Here is an 18675-nt window from a genome sequence, read left to right as displayed (position 1 = left end):
TGCCTATTGTTTTTGCATCGCAATAAAATGATTGACAATTGTGCAGCGCAATAGTAGCCTCTCCTCACAGTCTTCTGACTGTAAATACCCTCCTTGGGTGTTTCCTCCCTAGACTTGGACCGCCGCAAGGCGGTCTTTTTTTGGAGCATGAGTTGAGCGGCTGACTCAGCCTACATCGATTTGACGACAGCAATTGTACGCTCGGCCGCCATTCTGGCGAAGCTTGACGAATTGGCCGTATTCAAAAAGATTGGGCGCCGCAAGGAAACCCGCTACTCGGCAGCCAGCGCCGTATCGCCGGCGAACTTCGCGACGTAATCCGCCATCTGCTGCATAAACGACGTGATCGCCCCGGCGACGACAGGGAAGTCGGCGCGCCGTTCCAGCGTCACCTCATCCACATAGATCGACCGGTTGACCTCGATCTGCAGCGCATGCAGCCCGCGGGAAGGTCGGCCGTAATGCTCGGTGATGAAGCCGCCGGCATAGGGCTTGTTGCGGATCGCCGCAAAGCCCATCTCCTCGAAGATACTGACGGCCATGCGCGACAGCTCGGCAGAGGCACTGGTGCCATAGCGATCGCCGATGATGAAATCGGGCCGCGAGGTGGCGCCGGCAACGCGGATATTGCCCGGCATCGAGTGGCAATCGATCAGCACGCCGAACCCGAACTGCACATGGGTGCGGGCAATCAGCCGCCGCAGCGCCGCGTGATAGGGCTTGTAGACCGCCTCGATCCGGTCGAGCGCCTCCTGCACCGGCAGCCGTCTGGCATAGATTTCCATGTTCTCGGCAACGATGCGCGGAATGGTGCCGAGACCGCCGGCAACCCTGAGCGAATTGACGTTGGCATAGGGGGGCAGCAATCCGTCGAACATCCGGGGGTCGAGCTCGTAGGGCTCGCGGTTGACGTCGAGATAGGCGCGGGGAAAGTTCGCGACCAGAAGCGGTGCACCGAGCGCGCCCGCGGCCCCGAAAAGCTCGTCGACATAGTGATCCTCCGAGCGTCGGATCGACATGCCCTGCAGTCTCGACTGCGCAATGAAGTCCGGCGGATAGATACGGCCGCTATGGGGGGAGTTATAAACGAATGGAATGGTATGTGATGCGGGCTCCCGGATCTCAAAAATCTCGTACTCGGGAATCTCGTGCACCTTTTTGCCTCTTAACCATGCCCACAAGCAGCTGCTTCGCGCATGTTGCCAGTTGCCAGCGTCCAAGTCCATACTATCTCATGGGGATGACGCTTTCCACAGGCAGTTCACCGGTTGTTTACTGGCCGAATTCTAGTGTAAATGACCAACGCCCCACGCATAAATTCCACTGATCAGCGGTCTGGATAATGACTCAGAAAATACTTCTCGCAGAAGACGACAACGACATGCGCCGCTTCCTTGTGAAGGCGCTCGAAAAGGCAGGCTACAAGGTCCTGTCCTACGACAATGGTGCAAGCGCATACGACCGGCTTCGCGAGGAACCTTTCTCTCTCCTCCTCACCGATATCGTCATGCCCGAAATGGACGGCATCGAGCTGGCGCGCCGCGCCACCGAACTCGATCCCGACCTCAAGGTGATGTTCATCACCGGTTTCGCGGCGGTTGCGCTCAATCCTGATTCGAAGGCACCGAAGGACGCAAAGGTCCTTTCCAAGCCTTTCCACCTTCGCGACCTGGTCGACGAAGTGAACAAAATGCTTGCTGCCTAAGGGTTCTTGCGGCGCGTTTCACAAATCCAAAAAAGCCTATTGACGGCCAAAAAGGTTTGTGGTCTATGCGCCGACATCGGATGGGCGTGTAGCTCAGCGGGAGAGCACTACGTTGACATCGTAGGGGTCACAGGTTCAATCCCTGTCACGCCCACCATCCAGATTTCAAGGGCTTAGCGAGACATCGCTGAGCCCTTTGACATTTTGGGGCAGCCGCTCATACGGCCTGTGCAGCCTTTGGCAATGACAGGTGAAAGTCTCCGCCGCGACCGTTGTCGTGTCGCCGTCGAGTGGACCGTCCGATCCAAACCGCCGCTAAAACCGCAATCCACTAAAACACAATCCTGTTGAGTAGGATTGTTCAGAAACCATTAAGCTGGCTGATGCCATGTTGTGCGCATGTTGAGAGGCTATCAGCCGCCTCAATCCCAATGGAGACGCATGCACAATGAAGAAGTTGGTTCTGTACGCTGTGGTTGCCGCAACCACGTTCAGCAGCGTCTTGGCGACCTCGGCGCCCTCGATGGCCCAACAGTATGATCGCCGCCCGCCGGGCTACGGCTATCGCAATGACCCGCCACCACCGCCCCCGCCGCGCAGGCGCCATAACAACAACGGCGCCGTGATTGCCGGCGGCCTTGCAGCCGGCGTTCTCGGCGGCCTGATCGGTGGCGCAATTGCCAATGGCGGAGGAAACTACGCAGAACCGCCACCCCCGCCGCGCCCGCGTTGCTGGTTCGAGGATCGCCCGGTGCAGAACGCCTATGATGGCGGCTCGCACATGGAAAGCATCCGCGTCTGCAACTGATCAGCCGCCTGGCTTCCAGCGAAGGCTGATCAACGGCAAATCATCACCGCCCCGGTTTTTCCGGGGCGTTTTGCTATCTGGCTTGGGGATGTGGCTGACGTGATGGCGCAGGCATCGCACCGCGAAATCTTGCGCGTCGTTGCCGACACGCAGATGCCCATCAGAGCGACCCGTCATGCCTGGCGCTACACTACACTGCCGCCGGCCGAGCCGTGACGGCGCTGCGGCGGCGCCTGACCAGCAGAAACGCAACCACGGCAGCCGCCACCAGGACGCCGATCGCCACCAGCGGCCGATACGCCACCCAGCCGATCGCGATCACCACGGCGCCGAGCAGCAATGTCAGCACGAAGGCGAACAACGACGTGCCGAAGCTGACGATCGACCCGACGAACGGGATGATATCGGCCAGCACGCCGAAGATCGCAAACATCAGCACGAAGCCGATGAACATCGCCAGCAGCCCGACCAGCCTGAGGATCCAGGTGATCACAGTGTTCTCGCTCTGCGCCGCCTTGAACATCGAGACCGCATCGGCATCGCCGGCGCCACTGAGGAAGATATCGCGGCCATTTCTGGAGATATAGGCGGTGAGCGCGTCGCCGCTCTGCTTGCCGACGAAACTTGCCTGCCGGGCGTCGATCCGTTCGAACGATATCTTCAGGTCGCCGATATCAGGGCTCGTCGATGACTGGCCGACATAGAGGCCCTGGCCGTCGCGCTTCACCGGCCGGTTGGCCGACAATCGCTTGGTGGCCTCGGCAGCGTCGGCATCGGTCAGCGACACTGCAGTGCGCTGGCCGATATCGGCCACCATACCGGCCGGCACCGAGAAGGCACCGACATGGGCGGCATCGGCAACGAAGGTCTGGCCATCCGGCATGGTGTCGGGGTTGGCATGGTCGTCGGGATGCTTGAAGCGGCTGGAATCGACACGGCCCGAGCGCCATTCCTTCTGGTAGGAATAGGTCGTGGTGGTTTCCTCGCCGCCGCCGATCTTCTTTTCCGTCTTGCTCTCGCTGCTTTCCACCCACTGGTACATCTCGACGTCACGGGCAAGACCGACGGCCTTTTCGGCCGATATGCCGAACATCTCGTCGCGGGGCACGCCATCCACGGTCACAGCCGCGCTGATGTGCACCAGCTTGCCGTCATTGCCGGGATCGCGCTTGGCGCCATCCACCGACACGACATTGGCAGCGCCCTCGGCAAGCGCCCGGTATGTCTGGATCGCCCGCCCCTCGTTCCAGATCAGCAGCACGATGCTGCCGACCAGAAACAGCAGGCCGACGAGAAGACCGGTCAGCGCCTTCTTGATGCGCCCGAACCAGGAAGTGGAGGTGGTTTCCGTAAAACTCATGTCGATCAAACCGCAAAACAGAGGGAAGGTGGATACAAGAAAGACCCGGCAACGGTTTGCCGGGCCTCGTCAGCCAAGTCGATGTTGGCGCGAGCGCCTGTTCGCGGCCTATTGGTGGCCTTATGCCTGGCCTTACTCGTGGATCGTGTACGAGCCCATTTCGCAGAGGTTCTGCGTATCGGTCGTGGTGTCGAGATCGGAGTCTTCTTCGAACTCGAATTTCATGTCGTACTTGCAGACCTCGCGACCGTCGCCGATGGTGATGTCCATGCTTTCGCCGGGGTTCAGCACCTGCTTGCCGAACACGTCGTCTTCCCACTCGTTGACGCCGACCGGCGACGTATAGAAGTTGGTCAAGACGGACTTGGTACCGTTCTTCAGCGTGAAGACCAGGTCTTCAGCATGAGATACGCCTGCGAATGCCAGAAATGCGATGGCAGAGACTGCCGACAGCTTGATATTTTTCATGATTCCACCCTGTTACCCCGTCTGGGGCGCCGACGCGTCATAGTATCGGATTGAAGGATGTAAAAGTGGTTTCAAGCGCCCATTTCTGGTGGCTTTTGCTTCCGATGCGAAGTTCCGCATCCCTGCATTGAAAGTCTAGCCCGCAGACCAATTTCGAACACAGAACAATGGCATGGCGTCCGCGCTGTGGCGTTATTGCGAATGGATGACGAGGTATTGACATGAGACTGGTAATTTTGACCGCTGGCGCATTGCTGTGCGCATCCCTGGCGCAGGCAGCGGGCGAGACACAACAGAACTTTCCGGGCGCCCCGGGCGCGCTGACGCTGGCCGGCAGATGCAGCAAGCTTGTCGTCGGCAAGGTCGATGCGTCGAAGGCCTGCGAGAACGAACTGGCAAGCGTCACGCTGGTCAACGGTCAGGTCACCTTCATCTTCACCGCCGGTGGCAAGATGCTCGGCTTCCAGGGTGACGGCACCAAGATCAAGGCCGCTTCCGCTGGCACTGTTACCTTTCCGCTCAACATGATCGTCACAGGCGCCGGCCAGAAGATGACCGGCCAGGTGAAGGTCTCGGGCAGTTGCACCATGGGCAATCCTTACGGCGGCAAGCCGGTGACCATCGAATGCACGGCCAAGAGCACCGACACCGCCTTTTCCAGCACCTTCAAGACCAACGGCAAGGCACCGAAGCAGAAATAGGCTTCACTGGCCCGGCAGCGATATCAGGCGCAGAAGGCGCCTGTGCCGGGCTTTCGCGCCAGCCCCTCGTTGACCATCTGGCCGCCGAGCGAGCGGCCGTCACGCGAGATCACCCGCGGCGAACCGGCCTTGTCGGGCTGGCCGGCGGCGTTCATCGAAAACGATCCGGCATTCAGCAGGTTCAGCAGTCTGAGCTTGGCGGCAAAGCCGACCTTGCGCTCGCCGTCGCAGCGCGCATTGTCGATGCCGGGGCTGACGATATCGGCAATGACGATCTTCTCGCCCTTGTACCAGAAGGTGCCGCCGTCGGCGACGCAGTTGATATGCTCGCCCTGCCCGCAATAGCCGAACGCCGCCTTTGCGGCCTCGGTTTGGCCGGGCGAAATCGACACCGGCACCGCCTTCTCCACGACGGCAGGTGCTTTGGCAGCGGGGATCGGCACGGCGGCGGGCGGCAGGATGCGCGAGATCGAGGAGATCGACGCCGTCTCCTTCGGCCCCGCATCGCGCTCGCGTTCACGCACCGGCATGCTCTTCGCCACGCTGACCGGTCGCGAGACGGCAGGGGCTGGCGTATGCGAGGCCAGCATCGGCTTGACGCTCTTCCAGTTGTCGTAGACGGCAATGCCGCCAACGGCGAGAACGCCGATGATCACCCACGGAACGGCACTGCCGCCGCCGCTGCTTCTGGCGCCTGATCTCGATCGTGTCGGTGCCTTGCGGCGGCGTGTCGCTGTCTTGGCCATGTTGCGAATCCCGTTTGCGGGATTATCGCCGCGCAATCCTTTCCGAAAGGTTGGCGATCACCATTTGCCCCTTCCAGTTTTGTCAAAGTGGCAAGTTTTGCGAGCGCGCCATATTTTGCAACACAGCCGCCACACGATCGTAGCAATTGACGATTAGGGTGGCGGACAGTCACGTTTCCTTGAATTGGATCGCATCTGAAAGCCCGCCTCCCCATGTGAAGGGCGATGATGAAGCGCGGTCACAGGGACTGCCGAAGTTAGAGATATGAAGCTCAGACATTTCGCATTTTTGAAATGGCCGGTGCGCCTGGTCCTTGCCGCAGCCCTGCTGGTCCTTGGCCATGCAGGCATCGGGCAGTTGACCGGAAATTTCCATGAGGTCATCCCCGGCGAACTGTATCGATCCGCCCAGCCGAGCGGCTCCGATATCGCCACCTACGCCCATGACTACGGCATCAAGACCATCCTGAACCTGCGCGACGAGAAACGAACCGCCTGGTATCAGGCCGAGACCGACGCCGCCACCAAGGCTGGCATCACGCTGATCGATTTCCCGATCTCGTCGTCGAAGGTGCTGCCGATCGCCGAATCCCAGCGGCTCGCCAAACTGATGGCCGACGCACCCAAACCGCTGCTGATCCACTGCGAGCATGGTGCCAACCGCACCGGGCTTGCCTCGGCGATCTATGTCGGCGCCGTCCGCCAGCTCAGCGAAACCTTCGCCGAATTCCAGCTCAGCCCCTATTTCGGCCACTTCGCCATCCCCGGCATCGGCCGCTACGAGATCTCCCAATCCTGGGACGAGTTCGAGGAAACGATCGGCTTCTGAGGGTGTAGGCTCAAGATGACCGGAAGGCGATCGACCGCGTACCGTTCAGCGCAGTCCCTTTCCTCCATCATCGCCAAACATGACGCCCTGACAAAAGCAGGGCATCATCTATAGAACGGATGTCCGCTCAACCGGCTGGTAAGACCTTGCCTGCATCCGGGCGCGATCCATCCTTCACCGGGAAGGCATACCCCAGCCGCGTCTCGATCGTCCGCAGATCCAGCTTGCTGTCGGCGATCTGCCGCAGCGCCTGCCATTCGTTCTCATGCTTAAGGTAGATCTCGTCAGGCACGGTATTGGTCTTCATCGTTCTCTCATCATTGATTGGGGAAGTCGCTCCAATGGAAACGCCAGCTCAGCGCTTGCCATCACTCTTGTCTTCGGACGCCGGCAACGGCCCCTTGCGGGACAGGTCGCCACCCGTCACATGGGCGGGAACGTGAATGTCGTGGTGGACGCCCGGCGTCAGGGTCAGGTCCACGTGATGCGGCGGCATCACCTGCGCATTGCGCATCCGGTTCGGCTTGGCCCGCTTCATCCGGTCAGGTGCCTGGGTGCGTTTGTCCGGAATATGGGTATCCGGGCCATGGGTGGAACTGTGCATCATCTGCCTCCCGTTTTGCATGTGAAGTCGGCTTGCATGTGAAGTCGGCACGCCTGCGATGTATCCACCGCATAACTCAACCCTAACGACGAAATGGCCGGATGGTTCCGAAGAAAAGCAGGCTGCCTGCAGGGCGTCGATCTTGACTGCGGAAATAACATCACTACCTTCCCTTGATCCCACAGCCTCAGACATCGGCTGACGGGACAACCTGGTGCCGGGCCCCTCTGGCGAGAGTTTTTACGGCGCTCTCGTGATGTCGGTACCGCCTGCAAATAAGCCGGCGGATTTTCAGTCTATGAAAAAGCACACCATGCCTTGCGCGCATGCCCGTTGTGGTATGTCGCGTTTTTCCCGCATCTTCTCTCTCGCCACCACTGGCTGCGAGGTGCGGTCATGACCCCTACCACGCAGAAATCCTCGCTCAGCTATTTCACCTGGGCCTTCGTCGTCACCGTCCTCGGCCTGATCCTCGGTGCTGCCCTCGGCTGGCAGACCACAGGCACCATCGGCGGCATGGCGACCGTCTTCTTCATCTGCACGGTGCTCGCCGTGCTGGAGATCTCGCTCTCCTTCGACAACGCCATCGTCAATGCCAACAAGCTGAAAGACATGACGCCCGAGTGGCAGCACCGGTTCCTGACCTGGGGCATCATCATCGCCGTCTTCGGCATGCGCATCGTCTTCCCGCTGGCAATCGTCGCCATCGCCGCGCAGATCGGCCCCTGGGAAGCCCTGGTTCTGGCTGCCCGCGAGCCGGCAGAATACGCCCGCATCATGAACGACGCTCATCTTCCGATCGCAGCCTTCGGCGGCACCTTCCTGATGATGGTCGGTCTCAACTACTTCTTCAACCACGAGAAGGAGGTCCACTGGATCGCCGGCCTCGAGAGGCTGATGGCGCGTTCCGCCACCATCAAGGGCATCGAGATCGCCTTCGTCCTGGCGCTGGTCCTGATCTTCTCGTCCTTCCTGCCGGAGGAAGAAGCCAGCACCTTTGTCCACTGCGCGATCTACGGTCTCCTGACCTTCCTCGCGGTCGAAGTGGTCGGTGGCCTGCTCGATGCCTCGCAGCAGACCATGAGCGCTGCCGCCAAGGGTGGCCTCGGCGCCTTCATCTATCTTGAAGTGCTCGATGCCAGCTTCTCCTTCGACGGCGTCATCGGCGCCTTCGCGCTGACGCAGAACCTCTTCGTCATCGCCATCGGCCTCGGCATCGGCGCCATGTATGTGCGCTCGATGACCATCATGCTGGTGGAGAAGGGCACGCTTGCCGAATACCGCTATCTCGAGCACGGCGCCTTCTACGCCATCCTGATCCTCTCGGTGATCATGTATGTGCAGACGATGTTCCACATCCCCGAGGTCATCACCGGCCTCGGCGGCGCGACGCTGATCGGCATCTCGCTGTGGTCCTCCATCCGCCACAACAAGAAAGAGCGTGCGGAAGAACACGCACTTGCTGAGACGCCAGAGCCGCAGACGCCAGAACTGAAGCGGGAGCCGCAGGTCCAGGCCTGACCGGCAACGAGGCTGCAGCGCCCGGCGCTGCGGCCAACCCACGCACAGAACTGAAGACAAAAATAAAGCCCGCGACCATCCGGTTGCGGGCTGTTTTGTATCCGGCGATCGGGACCGCCTTTATCACGCTATATCGCGTTAGTGGCCGTTGCGGCCGAACATGGCAGGATCGATGCCGAGTTCGCGCAGATCGCGCTGCCTCGGGCGACGGCCGGATTCGAGCGTTGCGGTGACGGCATTGGCGGCACCGATCATCGCAAAGGCGCGACCAAGGAAGCCGTCACGAATGGACTGACGGAAGGACATTGTGTTTCTCTCTTTTGCTTATCATTGACTGCTTACATATGGGCGTGCGCAGGCCTGATCACAACAGCCGCAAACTCAACCCAGCCATGCAGGAATGGGCGGGCGGGCTCGAAGTCCCGGCCATCAAGCGAAGCTTCAGGTAACTGACAGCTTTGTAGGGTACAATCGCCAGTGGTTAAACGATCGCCGCGAACAAGGCTGCAGTCCGACGAGGCAATCAAAATGACGGAAGACAGAGCTATGATCTGGCTGGCGGGAATAGCCCTTGGCGCGGTCGCCCCTTGGTTGGTCAAACGAAACGCGCTGATATACGCATTCAGGCATATTGGGGTCGCAGCGGGCATTCTGCTTTGGACGCTGATCAGCGTCGTGACCATTCCTCTGATGGCGATGGCTATTGTGGTCGCACGAGAGGTTTTCTGACACTTCCACAACATCGACTTTCGGCGCTGGCGCCAGATCGGCAGAAGAGCAGCCGCACCTTCGGCGGCTGCTCTTCCACATTATCCCGCGTCGGCCACTCAGGCCGCAGAACGCTCGCTCACCGGCCGCCGGCGCAAACCGGCCTGCATCACCGCCGGCGGATTGTAGCCCGCCTCGTTGATCCCGACATCCGTGCCCGGCGGAACGATGGCGTCGATCCGGTCGAGGATCTCATCGGAAAGCCGCACCTCGGCACCATCCAGCAACCCGTCGAGATGCTCCATCGTCCGCGGCCCTAGGATCGCCGAGGTGACGCTGCGGTGGGCGGTCACGAAGCCCATCGCCATGTGCATCAGCGACAGCCCCGCCTCTTCTGCCAGCGGGATCAGCTGCTCCACCGCATCCAGGCTTTGCTCGTTCGACATCTGCCTGGGCATGTAGCGTGCGCGCAGGCTGTCGGGCATCTCGCGGCCCTTGCGGTAACGGCCGGTCAGCAGGCCCTTCGACAGCGGGCTCCACACCATCACCCCCATGCCGTATTTCTCGCAGACCGGCAGCACCTCGCGTTCGATGCTGCGGTCGAGGATCGAATAGGGCGGCTGCTCGGTGCGGAAGCGGGCGAGACCCCGCCGCTCGGCCACCCATTGCGCCTCGACGATCTCAGAGGCCGGGAAGGTCGATGCGCCGATCGCCCGCACCTTGCCCTCCCGCATCAGATCGGTGAATACCGACAGCGTCTCCTCGATATCGGTGTCGGGTGCCGGCCGGTGGATCTGGTAGAGGTCGATGTAATCGGTCTGCAACCGGCGCAGCGAACCCTCCACGGCACGGGTGATCCAGCGGCGCGAATTGCCCTGTTCGTTCGGATCGTCGCCCATCGGCCCATGCACCTTGGTGGCCAGCACCACATGCTCGCGCCGGCCCTTCAACGCCTTGCCGACGATCTCCTCGGACTCGCCGCGGCTATACCGGTCGGCCGTATCGATGAAATTGATGCCGGTATCCAGCGCCTTGTGGATCATCCCGATCCCCTCGTCGTGATCCGGATTTCCAAGCCCGCCGAGCATCATTGCACCCAGGCAATAGGGGCTGACCTTGATGCCGGTTTTTCCAAGTGAGCGATATTGCATGACTGTTTTCCTTCTTCCGTGAAATCGTTGCGCGGTGTCGCGAACAAGCCGTTGCGCGTTTCAAGCCATCACCTGGCCTCGACCCGGCCGAGCGCCGCCAACCCGTCAAGGGCGGCACAAGCCTCCGACCAGGCAGTGTCCTCGGGATAGAGCGCGCTGCGCAGATAGGCCCATGTCAGCCGCTGCACGACGGCCACCCGCTCGATGCTCTCGTCATCCGTCTCGGCGGCGTCATAGCCGGCAATGCCGCCGAGCCCGTGTCCGCCGCCTTTGAGCGTCAGCAGCGACTTCGGGCCGGAACTCAGCCTGTAGGGATCGGCATGCCAGTCGGCGCCGCGCACTGTCAGATGCGGCGAGACATCGGCATCGCCTGTCACAACAAGCGCCGGCGTCGTCATTCCGGCAAAGCTGATATGGCGGAAGAACGAATAGTTCTCGTAGGCGTAGGCACTGAGGTCGTCCCCGCCATTGCCGGGTGCGGCCAGCAGCACACCGGCCTTGATCCGCGGTTCGGCCAGATCGATCAGCGTCCCGTCATCGGGATCGGTCAGCTGCGCGCCGAGCAGCATGCTCGCCGTATGCCCACCCATCGAATGCCCGGCAACTGCCACCCGTGAGCGGTCCAGCCGCCCGGTGATCTGCGGCACGCAGGCCTCGATCACCTCGAGCTGGTCGAGAATGCGCGTCATGTCCTCGATCCGCGAGCGCCAGAACAGCGGCCCGCCGGCACTGGCCGGATCGAGGCTCAGCGACTTCGAGCTCAGATGCGTCGGCTGGATCACCACGAAGCCATGTGCCGCCCAGAAGCTGGCAAGCGGCCCGTAACCGTTCAGCGACGACAGATGGTTCGAGCGGCCATGCCCGTGCGAAAGCAGGATGATTGGCAGGTCGCGGCCGGTGGTCGGCGCCGAAATCCGCATTTGCAGGTCGATGGTGCGATCCGACGCCAGCAGCGTCACCGGGCTGACGGACACGACCGGCGACGCCGCACCGACGGGAATGCTGGCCGCCTGGCCGATCAGCGCATGATCGCGAAAATGACTGGCCGCAGCGGATGTCGCGCCGGTGGAGGTGTCTGCGGTCTTGTCGAGCATGGTGATCTTCCTTTATCTGTCGATCTGTGGTCAACGCCGCCCGGTCGTGCTAGAACGATCAAGCGGAACCACATTCCGTTTTTATACGGAACATTGTTCCGTTTAGCAAGGCAAGATTGCGTGTCCGACGAATCCGACCATCAGCATGGTGCTCCGCAGCCTGAAAAAGGCCCCACCGACAGCCTCGGCACTGGCACTGGCACTGGCACTGGAAAGCGCGTTCGCGCCGACGCCCAGCGCAATCTCGATGTCCTGTTGCAGGTTGCTTTGCAGGTGTTTTCGGCATCCGGCGTCGATGCGCCGGTGCGCGAGATCGCCAGCAAGGCCGGTGTCGGCGTCGGCACCCTCTATCGCCATTTTCCGCAGCGCTCCGACCTGATCAAGGCCGTCCTGCGCCGCGAGATCGACGCCTGCGCCAACGCTGCTTCGGCTCTGTCGGCGGAATATGGGCCGGGTGAAGCACTGGCGCGGTGGATGCAGCGTTTCGTCGATTTCATCTCCGCCAAACGCGGCCTCGCCGCCGCGCTCCACTCCGGCGACCCGGCCTACGAGGCGCTCCCCGCCTATTTCGACCAGCGGCTCCGCCCGGCGCTCGACAGTCTGCTGGACACCGCGACCAGGGCCGGCGAGGTCCGCACCGGCATCGATTCAAACGATCTGCTGCATGCCCTCGCCAAGCTCTCGACCCCGGGACCCGATGGCGATACCGCACCGGCCCGCCGCATGGTCGCTCTCCTCGTCGATGGCCTGCGCTACGGCGCCAAACCATAGCGCATCACGCCAGCCCCTCTCTGATGCCTATACCGTATGGACTTCCCGCCCGCCTGTCATAGCTATTGGGTGAGGAGGTATCCGATGGCCGAAGTTCTGCTGTTCCATCACGCATTGGGTCTGACCCCAGGCATCCACGTCTTCGCCGAGCAGCTTCGGCACGCCGGCCATATCGTCCACACGCCAGACCTGTTCGACGGCCACGTCTTCGCCAGCATCGACGCAGGCCTCGCCTATATCGATGCGATCGGCCCGGATGCACTCTTGGAGCGTGGCGTCCATCTGGCCGACGACCTGCCCACGCCGCTGGTCTATGCCGGCTTCTCCTTCGGCGTCATGCCGGCCCAGAAACTTGCCCAGACCCGACCCGGCGCCCGCGGCGCCCTGCTCTTCTATTCCTGCATCCCGGTTACGGGCGAATGGTCCTTCGGCCCTTGGCCTGATGGCGTCCCGGTGCAGATCCACGCCATGGACGCCGACCCGATTTTTACCCGCGAGGGCGATCTCGATGCCGCCCGCGAGATCGTCGCGACAACAAGCGACGCCGCCCTCTTCCTCTATCCCGGCGACCAGCACTATTTCGCCGACAGCGCGCTGCCCTCTTATGACGCAGACGCCACAGCCGTTCTGACCCACCGGGTGCTGACTTTCCTCAGGCGCGTATAACAGCCCCCAAGACGCAAATCGGCCGGCGCGTGTTGCCACGGCCGGCCAGTTTTTGGGGTTTGGGCAGTCTTCTTGTTAGTCTTCGTTGGCCGCCAGCTGCGACAGAACCTGGCCGCGGCCACGCAAGCGAAGGATCAGCGGGATGATGAAGGCAGCCGCTGCGACCAGAAGCAGCCCGGCCGCGATCGGCGACATCACAAGCGTCGTCACGTCACCCTGGCTGATCGCCAGCGCCCGGCGCAGCTGCTGTTCGGCCAGCGGCCCGAGGATGAGCCCGACCACGGCAGGCGCGATCGGATAGCCGAACAACCGCATGATGTAGCCGAGGATACCGAAGGCGAGCAGCATGCCGAGTTCGAACACCGACGGATTGGCGCCGATGGTGCCGAGCGTCGCAAACAGCAGGATGCCGGCATAGAGCCACGGCTTCGGAATGGTCAGAAGACGCACCCACAGCCCGATCATTGGCAGGTTCAGCACCAGGAGCATCGCATTGGCGATCAAAAGGCTGGCAATCAGCCCCCAGACCAGCTGCGGATTGTTGGCAAACAGCAGTGGTCCCGGCTGCAGCCCGTATTGCTGGAAGCCGGCCAGCATGATCGCCGCCGTCGCCGTCGTCGGCAGCCCGAGCGTCAGCAGCGGCACCAGCGTACCGGCAGCCGACGCATTGTTGGCAGCCTCGGGACCGGCAACGCCTTCGATGGCGCCATGGCCGAACTCTTCCGGGTTCTTCGCCAGCCGCTTTTCGGTGGCGTAGGAGAGGAACGTGCCGATCTCGGCACCGCCCGCCGGCATCGCCCCGATCGGGAAGCCGATCAGCGTGCCGCGCAGCCACGGCTTCCACGACCGCGACCAGTCCTCGGCCGTCATCCACAGCGAGCCTTTGACGGCCTCGATCTTCTCTTCGATGCTGTTGCCCTGGGCGGCGATATAAAGCGTCTCGCCGATCGCAAACATGGCGACCGCCAGCGTCGTCACCTCGACACCGTCGAGCAGGTCTGGAATGCCGAACGAAAGCCGCGCCTGACCGGTCTGCTGGTCGATGCCGACCATCGCCAGCGCAAAGCCGATGAACAGCGACGTCAGCCCGCGCAGCGCCGAGTCACCGAAGGCCGACGACACCGTGACGAAAGCCAGCACCATCAGCGCAAAATACTCGCGCGGCCCGAACACCAGCGCCAGCTTGACGATGAACGGCGCGATGAAGGCGAGGCCCAGCGTGGCGATCAGCCCTGCGACGAACGAGCCGATCGCAGCCGTGGCCAGGGCAGGACCGCCGCGCCCGGCACGCGCCATCTTGTTGCCCTCGAGCGCGGTGACGATCGAGGCGCTTTCACCCGGCGTGTTCAGCAGGATCGAGGTCGTCGACCCGCCATACATGCCGCCGTAATAGATGCCGGCGAACATGATCAGCGAGCCGGCCGGATCGAGTTGGTAAGTGACGGGCAACAGAAGCGCCACCGTCAGCGCCGGGCCGATGCCCGGCAGAACGCCGACAGCCGTGCCCAGCGTCACGCCGACGAAGGCATAGAGCAGGTTCATCGGCTGCATGGCGACCAGGATGCCCTGGAACAGGAATTCGAAGGTATTCATCGCATGGGTCCTAGAAAAACAGGCGTTCAAGCGGCCCGGCGGGCAGCGTCAGCTTCAGGAGCTGCGAGAAGATCGCCCAGACGACGAAGCTGAGAACGATGCCGAAGGGGATCGAGAACCACAGCTTGCGACGGCCGAAACCGCGGGCGGTAAAGGCAAACATCAGGCCCGTGGCGATCGAGAAACCGGCAACCTTCAGGAGCAGCATCTGCGCCGCAAGCCCGGCGATGACCCAGACGACGGGGGCGACTTCCTGGCGCTCACGCTCCGGAAACTCGCCGCGCCACGCCTCGAACACCGTCCAGATGCCAAGTCCGATCAGCCCGAAGGCCACCACCTTCGGCGCGGTTGCCGGTCCGATGCGGTCATATTGCGCGATCACCCGCATATGCGCGGCATCCCACAGCATCACCGCAGCAACGGCGAAAAGACAGATGGCAATCACCAGCGCCGCCCAATCAGGGCGGCGCTTCGTTGCCACGGGTTCGTTGCCCATGCTCATTGAACAAGTCCGATGTCTTTGAGGATCGTTTCGGTCGAGGCGACATCCTTGTCGAGCTGCGCCTTGAACGCGTCACCGGCAAGGTAGGTGTCGGCCCAGCCCTTGGTCTTCAGCATTTCCTGCCAGCCGGCGGACTTGGAAAGCTTGTCGAAGTCTGCTGTCACCGCTGCGGTCTGCTCGGGCGTCAGGCCCGGAGCTGCAGCCACCATGCGCCAGTTCTGCAGGCTGACATCGATGCCGGCTTCCTTCAGCGTCGGTGCATCGACGCCGTCGATACGCTTGTCGCCGGAAACGGCGAGCAGGCGAAGCTGGCCCGACTTGATCTGCGATTCGAACTCGCCATAGCCGGAAACGCCGGCCGTGACCTGTCCACCCATGATCGCCGCCAGTGCCTCGCCGCCGCCGGAAAAGGCGACATAGTTGATCTTGGTCGGATCGACGCCCGATGCCTTGGCGATCAGGCCCACTGCGATATGGTCGGTACCACCGGCAGAGCCGCCGCCCCAGGACACAGCACCTGGCTCGGCCTTCAGCTTGGCCACCAGATCGGCCATCGTCTTGATGTCGGACGAGGTCGGAACGACGATCGCCTCGTATTCGCCGGTGAGCCGCGCGATCGGCGTGACGTCCTTCAGCGTGACCGGAGACTGGTTGGTCAGGATGGCGCCGACCATGACATAGCCGCCGACGATCAGCGCATTCGGGTTGCCGCTGTTCTGGCCGGTGAACTGGGCGAGACCGATGGTGCCGCCGGCGCCCGGAACGTTCATCACCTGAACGTTGCTGGAGATGCCCTCTTTCTGCATCACCGTCTGCAGCGAACGGGCCGTCTGGTCCCAGCCGCCGCCGGGTGCCGCCGGCGCCATGATGGTGTAGTCGGCCGCGAAGGCCGGCAGGGCGATCGCCGCTGCAAAAATGCTCGTCAGGAAAATGTGCTTCACGATAGATCCTCCGTAAGCGCGGCTGAGGCACCACGCATTGTTCTCGATGAGATCGGGGGAAAAGGCGCAGAAAGCGGACGTGTACCGTCCGGCATGCCTGGCAAGTCTCCTCCCGAAACTTCAACCTCTCCGCCTCCACGGAGCTGAAGTTACCGAACCCGACCACAACAAGCTGTCATTTAGCTGACGCCGGTGGTTTATCCAGTAATCCAGACACTTTTTTGCCGCAATTTAGCGCCGCAGGCCCTGCCGCATATTTCTGCTCCGCCGATGGAACCAGTTTGCGGTTTCGGCGTTAGACGAAAGTATGGGGGAGATTGCGCCATGAGCACGCACGTAGACATCAATCAAATTGACGATGACCGCCAGAACGACCGGCTGAGGGAAGTGTGGAGCGTTGCGGAGTTTTCGCGCCGCCACCGCCTTGAGAAAGCCGAGGAGCAGCGTCTTCTGAAGCTGTTCGGATCGTTCGCGACCAAGCAGGAACTTCTGTCCAACGCCCAGCGCCCTTGCCGTTTCCGATAGAGAAAACGCACTTTTGCAGCCGATATCAATCATCGCAATGCCGTTATTCGGCGGCCTTCTCGTTTGCGTGAACGATCGCTGGCATGTGCAGTGTGAAACGCGTTTCTGAAGCGTCGGAAACCACACACAGCGTTCCGCCATGCGCTCTCGCAATTTCCGCCGCAATATAGAGCCCGAGCCCAAGCCCCTCCCCCTGCACGCCACGCCGTTTGAAAGGCAGGAAGATGCCGGCGATCATCTCGCCCGGGATCGACACGCCGCCATTGGCGACCCAAAGCTCGAACACGCCGCCCGCCTCGCTGGCGCCGCAGCGTATCCCGCCATTGCTGTCACCATGCAGGATTGCGTTCGACAAAAGATTGGCAAACAGCTGGCCGAGACGGCCACGATCGACGTAAAGGTCGTTCGGCACGGCAAAGCCGGTCTCGATCCGGCGCTCCGGATAGAGCTGCGAAAACTCCGCGACGATCGCTTCCAGCATCTCGCCGACCGGCGTGAACTCCGGCCGCAGCGCCATGCCGCCGCCAAGCCCGCGGGCAAAGTCCATCACGTTATCGACGATGTTGGAGACCCGCTTGACGCTCTGCTCCATCAGGCTGAGGATCGTCTTGCCCTGCGGATCGCTCACCGACTTGCGCAGCAGCCGCGCGCCGGCATCGATCGACGCCACCGGGTTCTTGATGTCGTGGCCGAGGATGGCGATGAACTGGTCGCGCAGATGCGACGTCTCGAGCTCGGTGGTCAGCCGCTGCTCCGTCTCGACCAGATGCCGCCTGGCATCGAGATGGCGGGCGATCAGGTCGGCAAACAGCTTCGCCATGCCGATTACCCTGGGATTGTCCACCTGCGCCGGGTTCGGATCGACCGCGCACAGCGTCCCGAAGAACGAGCCGTCCCCGAGGATGATCGGCACGGAAATATAGCTCTGCAACCCGTATTGCAGCGGCGTGTGATGGCCGATCCAGATCGGGTTCTCGCTGAAATGATCGACCGCGACCAGCTGGTGATCCTGGCGGATCTCATCGCAGATGGTCGATTTGACGGTCAGTTCGCCGCCGGGTCCGAGACCGAAATCGATCATGTCGAGCACCGCGCAGGCCACCCAGCGCTCTTCCGTGACGCGGGCAACGGCCACGAAGCCCATGCCTGTCGTCGCCTGCATCACCTGCAGGATCGATGGAACGACCGCGATGGCGGCGACATCATCGATATCAGCCTGAAATTCGTGAATCACCGCAGGTTTCCTTCCCTCGACAAGACACGCACGATATCATTTCTATCGTCGCTTGCACCGTCTGTGATGCCCACAGGACATCGCCTCATCAACACCGACGCTGAGCCCCGGCCTGCCTATTCCGCAGCCTGTTGTGCTGCCAGCGGCATCAGGAACCGGGGGGAGATCAGCGACTGGCCGAAGCGGATGGCCGCGGCATAGTCGAGCGCTTCGGAAACCTTTTCCGGCCAATGCGGCTTCGACACCACGCCGACCGCGCTGCGGCTGTCGCGCACCATCTCCGGATTGCCGGTGACGAAAACCACGGTGACGCCATGCTCGTTGGAGAGGCGCTCGGCAATTGCCGGGCCGGTGACGCCATCGGCAAGCTGAACATCGACAAGCGCGACCTCGGCATCGCCGGCAAGCTCGAGCGCTTCATTTAGCGTCCGGGCCGGGCCGATGACCTTGTGACCAAGATCCTCGACCATGGATTCGAGATCGAGTGCGATCAGCAGCTCGTCTTCAACGATGAGAATGTTCATGCGGAATTGCCCATACCGATTAAATGCACGCTTGCCCGTGAGCCCTGATAACGCCCGGAGAGGCGTTTGGTTCCCAAGCCTTCGAATTTCCCAATATGGCTCGCAACTATTAAAAGAATAATATTCGGCTGCCGCCTTTTTCAGCTTCGCTGATGCAGTACAGCGAGCCGATTGATCTATGATTTCATACAGATCCTGTGGATATATATTGATGCAACGCAACC

23 protein-coding genes and 1 tRNA gene are annotated in these 18675 nt (G+C 61.9%); 10 read left to right on the top strand and 14 right to left on the bottom strand.

The window, feature by feature from the left end:
• Positions 1 to 272: 272 nt before the first annotated feature.
• Positions 273 to 1154, bottom strand: coding sequence for an N-formylglutamate amidohydrolase (locus tag GVL52_RS17200; RefSeq protein WP_160009277.1), 882 nt, complete (start codon positions 1152 to 1154; stop codon positions 273 to 275).
• 188 nt (positions 1155 to 1342) lie between these two features.
• Here GVL52_RS17200 and cpdR1 point away from each other — a divergent pair, with 188 nt between their 5' ends.
• The 3 genes from cpdR1 (at position 1343) to GVL52_RS17185 (ending at position 2513) form a co-directional block, all read left to right on the top strand.
• Positions 1343 to 1705, top strand: a complete 363-nt coding sequence (gene cpdR1, locus GVL52_RS17195; RefSeq protein WP_003542883.1) for a response regulator CpdR1 — start codon at positions 1343 to 1345, stop codon at positions 1703 to 1705.
• An 82-nt stretch (positions 1706 to 1787) separates the two neighbouring features.
• Positions 1788 to 1862, top strand: a tRNA-Val gene (locus GVL52_RS17190).
• A gap of 291 nt (positions 1863 to 2153) precedes the next feature.
• Entirely contained in the window at positions 2154 to 2513 is a 360-nt protein-coding gene (locus tag GVL52_RS17185; RefSeq protein WP_160009275.1) for a hypothetical protein, read from the top strand.
• A gap of 190 nt (positions 2514 to 2703) precedes the next feature.
• On the opposite strand, the gene GVL52_RS17180 is transcribed toward GVL52_RS17185, so the two are convergent.
• On the bottom strand, positions 2704 to 3873 hold the full coding sequence (locus GVL52_RS17180; RefSeq protein ID WP_160009273.1) for a TMEM43 family protein: 1170 nt from the start codon (positions 3871 to 3873) through the stop codon (positions 2704 to 2706).
• Between the two features lie 132 nt (positions 3874 to 4005).
• Positions 4006 to 4341, bottom strand: a complete 336-nt coding sequence (locus GVL52_RS17175) for a hypothetical protein (protein WP_160009271.1) — start codon at positions 4339 to 4341, stop codon at positions 4006 to 4008.
• Between the two features lie 221 nt (positions 4342 to 4562).
• Here GVL52_RS17175 and GVL52_RS17170 point away from each other — a divergent pair, with 221 nt between their 5' ends.
• Entirely contained in the window at positions 4563 to 5042 is a 480-nt protein-coding gene (locus GVL52_RS17170) for a hypothetical protein (RefSeq protein WP_160009269.1), read from the top strand.
• Between the two features lie 23 nt (positions 5043 to 5065).
• Here the strand turns inward: GVL52_RS17170 and GVL52_RS17165 are convergent, their stop codons facing one another.
• Positions 5066 to 5788 carry a hypothetical protein gene (locus tag GVL52_RS17165; protein ID WP_160009267.1) on the bottom strand — a complete coding sequence of 241 codons (723 nt, stop codon included), beginning with the start codon at positions 5786 to 5788 and terminating at the stop codon, positions 5066 to 5068.
• A gap of 265 nt (positions 5789 to 6053) precedes the next feature.
• Here GVL52_RS17165 and GVL52_RS17160 point away from each other — a divergent pair, with 265 nt between their 5' ends.
• Positions 6054 to 6617, top strand: coding sequence for a dual specificity protein phosphatase family protein (locus tag GVL52_RS17160; protein WP_160009265.1), 564 nt, complete (start codon positions 6054 to 6056; stop codon positions 6615 to 6617).
• 127 nt (positions 6618 to 6744) lie between these two features.
• Here GVL52_RS17160 and GVL52_RS17155 read toward each other — a convergent pair whose 3' ends face one another.
• A complete protein-coding gene (locus tag GVL52_RS17155; RefSeq protein WP_160009263.1) occupies positions 6745 to 6924 on the bottom strand; it encodes a hypothetical protein in 180 nt (59 codons plus the stop codon).
• A 48-nt stretch (positions 6925 to 6972) separates the two neighbouring features.
• Positions 6973 to 7224 carry a hypothetical protein gene (locus GVL52_RS17150; RefSeq protein ID WP_160009261.1) on the bottom strand — a complete coding sequence of 84 codons (252 nt, stop codon included), beginning with the start codon at positions 7222 to 7224 and terminating at the stop codon, positions 6973 to 6975.
• Between the two features lie 393 nt (positions 7225 to 7617).
• Between GVL52_RS17150 and GVL52_RS17145 the strand changes: the two genes are divergently transcribed.
• Positions 7618 to 8742, top strand: coding sequence for a DUF475 domain-containing protein (locus GVL52_RS17145; RefSeq protein ID WP_244619213.1), 1125 nt, complete (start codon positions 7618 to 7620; stop codon positions 8740 to 8742).
• A 138-nt stretch (positions 8743 to 8880) separates the two neighbouring features.
• Here GVL52_RS17145 and GVL52_RS30415 read toward each other — a convergent pair whose 3' ends face one another.
• The gene (locus GVL52_RS30415) at positions 8881 to 9048 is read right to left on the bottom strand and encodes a hypothetical protein (protein WP_200847845.1); all 168 of its coding nucleotides are present in this window, start codon (positions 9046 to 9048) and stop codon (positions 8881 to 8883) included.
• 222 nt (positions 9049 to 9270) lie between these two features.
• On the opposite strand from GVL52_RS30415, the gene GVL52_RS17140 reads away from it, so the two are divergent.
• On the top strand, positions 9271 to 9471 hold the full coding sequence (locus GVL52_RS17140) for a hypothetical protein (RefSeq protein WP_160009259.1): 201 nt from the start codon (positions 9271 to 9273) through the stop codon (positions 9469 to 9471).
• A gap of 98 nt (positions 9472 to 9569) precedes the next feature.
• Here the strand turns inward: GVL52_RS17140 and GVL52_RS17135 are convergent, their stop codons facing one another.
• Complete coding sequence (locus tag GVL52_RS17135; protein ID WP_160009257.1) at positions 9570 to 10601, bottom strand: aldo/keto reductase; 1032 nt, start codon at positions 10599 to 10601, stop codon at positions 9570 to 9572.
• A gap of 68 nt (positions 10602 to 10669) precedes the next feature.
• Entirely contained in the window at positions 10670 to 11695 is a 1026-nt protein-coding gene (locus tag GVL52_RS17130) for a chlorophyllase (protein WP_160009255.1), read from the bottom strand.
• 120 nt (positions 11696 to 11815) lie between these two features.
• Between GVL52_RS17130 and GVL52_RS17125 the strand changes: the two genes are divergently transcribed.
• Both GVL52_RS17125 and GVL52_RS17120 read left to right on the top strand, forming a co-directional pair.
• The gene (locus GVL52_RS17125; RefSeq protein ID WP_244619212.1) at positions 11816 to 12466 is read left to right on the top strand and encodes a TetR/AcrR family transcriptional regulator; all 651 of its coding nucleotides are present in this window, start codon (positions 11816 to 11818) and stop codon (positions 12464 to 12466) included.
• A gap of 84 nt (positions 12467 to 12550) precedes the next feature.
• Complete coding sequence (locus GVL52_RS17120) at positions 12551 to 13132, top strand: dienelactone hydrolase family protein (protein ID WP_160009251.1); 582 nt, start codon at positions 12551 to 12553, stop codon at positions 13130 to 13132.
• Positions 13133 to 13207: 75 nt separating this feature from the next.
• On the opposite strand, the gene GVL52_RS17115 is transcribed toward GVL52_RS17120, so the two are convergent.
• The 3 genes from GVL52_RS17115 to GVL52_RS17105 are packed head-to-tail and all read right to left on the bottom strand — an operon-like array spanning position 13208 to position 16168.
• A complete protein-coding gene (locus GVL52_RS17115) occupies positions 13208 to 14725 on the bottom strand; it encodes a tripartite tricarboxylate transporter permease (protein WP_160009249.1) in 1518 nt (505 codons plus the stop codon).
• A gap of 10 nt (positions 14726 to 14735) precedes the next feature.
• Positions 14736 to 15227 carry a tripartite tricarboxylate transporter TctB family protein gene (locus GVL52_RS17110; protein ID WP_160009247.1) on the bottom strand — a complete coding sequence of 164 codons (492 nt, stop codon included), beginning with the start codon at positions 15225 to 15227 and terminating at the stop codon, positions 14736 to 14738.
• The gene (locus tag GVL52_RS17105; RefSeq protein ID WP_160009245.1) at positions 15224 to 16168 is read right to left on the bottom strand and encodes a tripartite tricarboxylate transporter substrate binding protein; all 945 of its coding nucleotides are present in this window, start codon (positions 16166 to 16168) and stop codon (positions 15224 to 15226) included. Before GVL52_RS17105 ends, GVL52_RS17110 begins: the two co-directional genes overlap by 4 nt.
• 324 nt (positions 16169 to 16492) lie before the next feature.
• On the opposite strand from GVL52_RS17105, the gene GVL52_RS30925 reads away from it, so the two are divergent.
• Entirely contained in the window at positions 16493 to 16693 is a 201-nt protein-coding gene (locus tag GVL52_RS30925; RefSeq protein WP_244619211.1) for a hypothetical protein, read from the top strand.
• 43 nt (positions 16694 to 16736) lie between these two features.
• Here GVL52_RS30925 and GVL52_RS17095 read toward each other — a convergent pair whose 3' ends face one another.
• Both GVL52_RS17095 and GVL52_RS31190 read right to left on the bottom strand, forming a co-directional pair.
• A complete protein-coding gene (locus GVL52_RS17095) occupies positions 16737 to 17927 on the bottom strand; it encodes a HAMP domain-containing sensor histidine kinase (protein WP_244619210.1) in 1191 nt (396 codons plus the stop codon).
• Positions 17928 to 18043: 116 nt separating this feature from the next.
• Positions 18044 to 18673 carry a response regulator gene (locus tag GVL52_RS31190; protein WP_280179108.1) on the bottom strand — a complete coding sequence of 210 codons (630 nt, stop codon included), beginning with the start codon at positions 18671 to 18673 and terminating at the stop codon, positions 18044 to 18046.
• Between the last annotated feature and the right edge of the window lie 2 nt (positions 18674 to 18675).

Source organism: Rhizobium sp. 18055, assembly GCF_902706285.1.
GTDB lineage: Bacteria > Pseudomonadota > Alphaproteobacteria > Rhizobiales > Rhizobiaceae > Rhizobium.
Note: the sequence above shows the minus strand (reverse complement) of the source record. Positions and strands in the feature narration are given on the sequence as shown.

Excerpts from the sequence above, each read along its gene's own strand:
- GVL52_RS30925 (WP_244619211.1), top strand. The coding sequence starts at position 16,493 with ATGAGCACGCACGTAGACATCAATCAAATTGACGATGACCGCCAGAAC.
- GVL52_RS17180 (WP_160009273.1), bottom strand. The coding sequence starts at position 3,873 with ATGAGTTTTACGGAAACCACCTCCACTTCCTGGTTCGGGCGCATCAAG.
- GVL52_RS17185 (WP_160009275.1), top strand. The coding sequence starts at position 2,154 with ATGAAGAAGTTGGTTCTGTACGCTGTGGTTGCCGCAACCACGTTCAGC.
- GVL52_RS17115 (WP_160009249.1), bottom strand. The coding sequence starts at position 14,725 with ATGAATACCTTCGAATTCCTGTTCCAGGGCATCCTGGTCGCCATGCAG.
- GVL52_RS17170 (WP_160009269.1), top strand. The coding sequence starts at position 4,563 with ATGAGACTGGTAATTTTGACCGCTGGCGCATTGCTGTGCGCATCCCTG.
- GVL52_RS17160 (WP_160009265.1), top strand. The coding sequence starts at position 6,054 with ATGAAGCTCAGACATTTCGCATTTTTGAAATGGCCGGTGCGCCTGGTC.
- GVL52_RS17175 (WP_160009271.1), bottom strand. The coding sequence starts at position 4,341 with ATGAAAAATATCAAGCTGTCGGCAGTCTCTGCCATCGCATTTCTGGCA.
- GVL52_RS30415 (WP_200847845.1), bottom strand. The coding sequence starts at position 9,048 with ATGTCCTTCCGTCAGTCCATTCGTGACGGCTTCCTTGGTCGCGCCTTT.
- GVL52_RS17120 (WP_160009251.1), top strand. The coding sequence starts at position 12,551 with ATGGCCGAAGTTCTGCTGTTCCATCACGCATTGGGTCTGACCCCAGGC.
- GVL52_RS17145 (WP_244619213.1), top strand. The coding sequence starts at position 7,618 with ATGACCCCTACCACGCAGAAATCCTCGCTCAGCTATTTCACCTGGGCC.
- GVL52_RS17150 (WP_160009261.1), bottom strand. The coding sequence starts at position 7,224 with ATGATGCACAGTTCCACCCATGGCCCGGATACCCATATTCCGGACAAA.
- GVL52_RS17165 (WP_160009267.1), bottom strand. The coding sequence starts at position 5,788 with ATGGCCAAGACAGCGACACGCCGCCGCAAGGCACCGACACGATCGAGA.
- GVL52_RS17135 (WP_160009257.1), bottom strand. The coding sequence starts at position 10,601 with ATGCAATATCGCTCACTTGGAAAAACCGGCATCAAGGTCAGCCCCTAT.
- GVL52_RS17130 (WP_160009255.1), bottom strand. The coding sequence starts at position 11,695 with ATGCTCGACAAGACCGCAGACACCTCCACCGGCGCGACATCCGCTGCG.
- GVL52_RS17155 (WP_160009263.1), bottom strand. The coding sequence starts at position 6,924 with ATGAAGACCAATACCGTGCCTGACGAGATCTACCTTAAGCATGAGAAC.
- GVL52_RS17110 (WP_160009247.1), bottom strand. The coding sequence starts at position 15,227 with ATGAGCATGGGCAACGAACCCGTGGCAACGAAGCGCCGCCCTGATTGG.
- cpdR1 (WP_003542883.1), top strand. The coding sequence starts at position 1,343 with ATGACTCAGAAAATACTTCTCGCAGAAGACGACAACGACATGCGCCGC.
- GVL52_RS17140 (WP_160009259.1), top strand. The coding sequence starts at position 9,271 with ATGACGGAAGACAGAGCTATGATCTGGCTGGCGGGAATAGCCCTTGGC.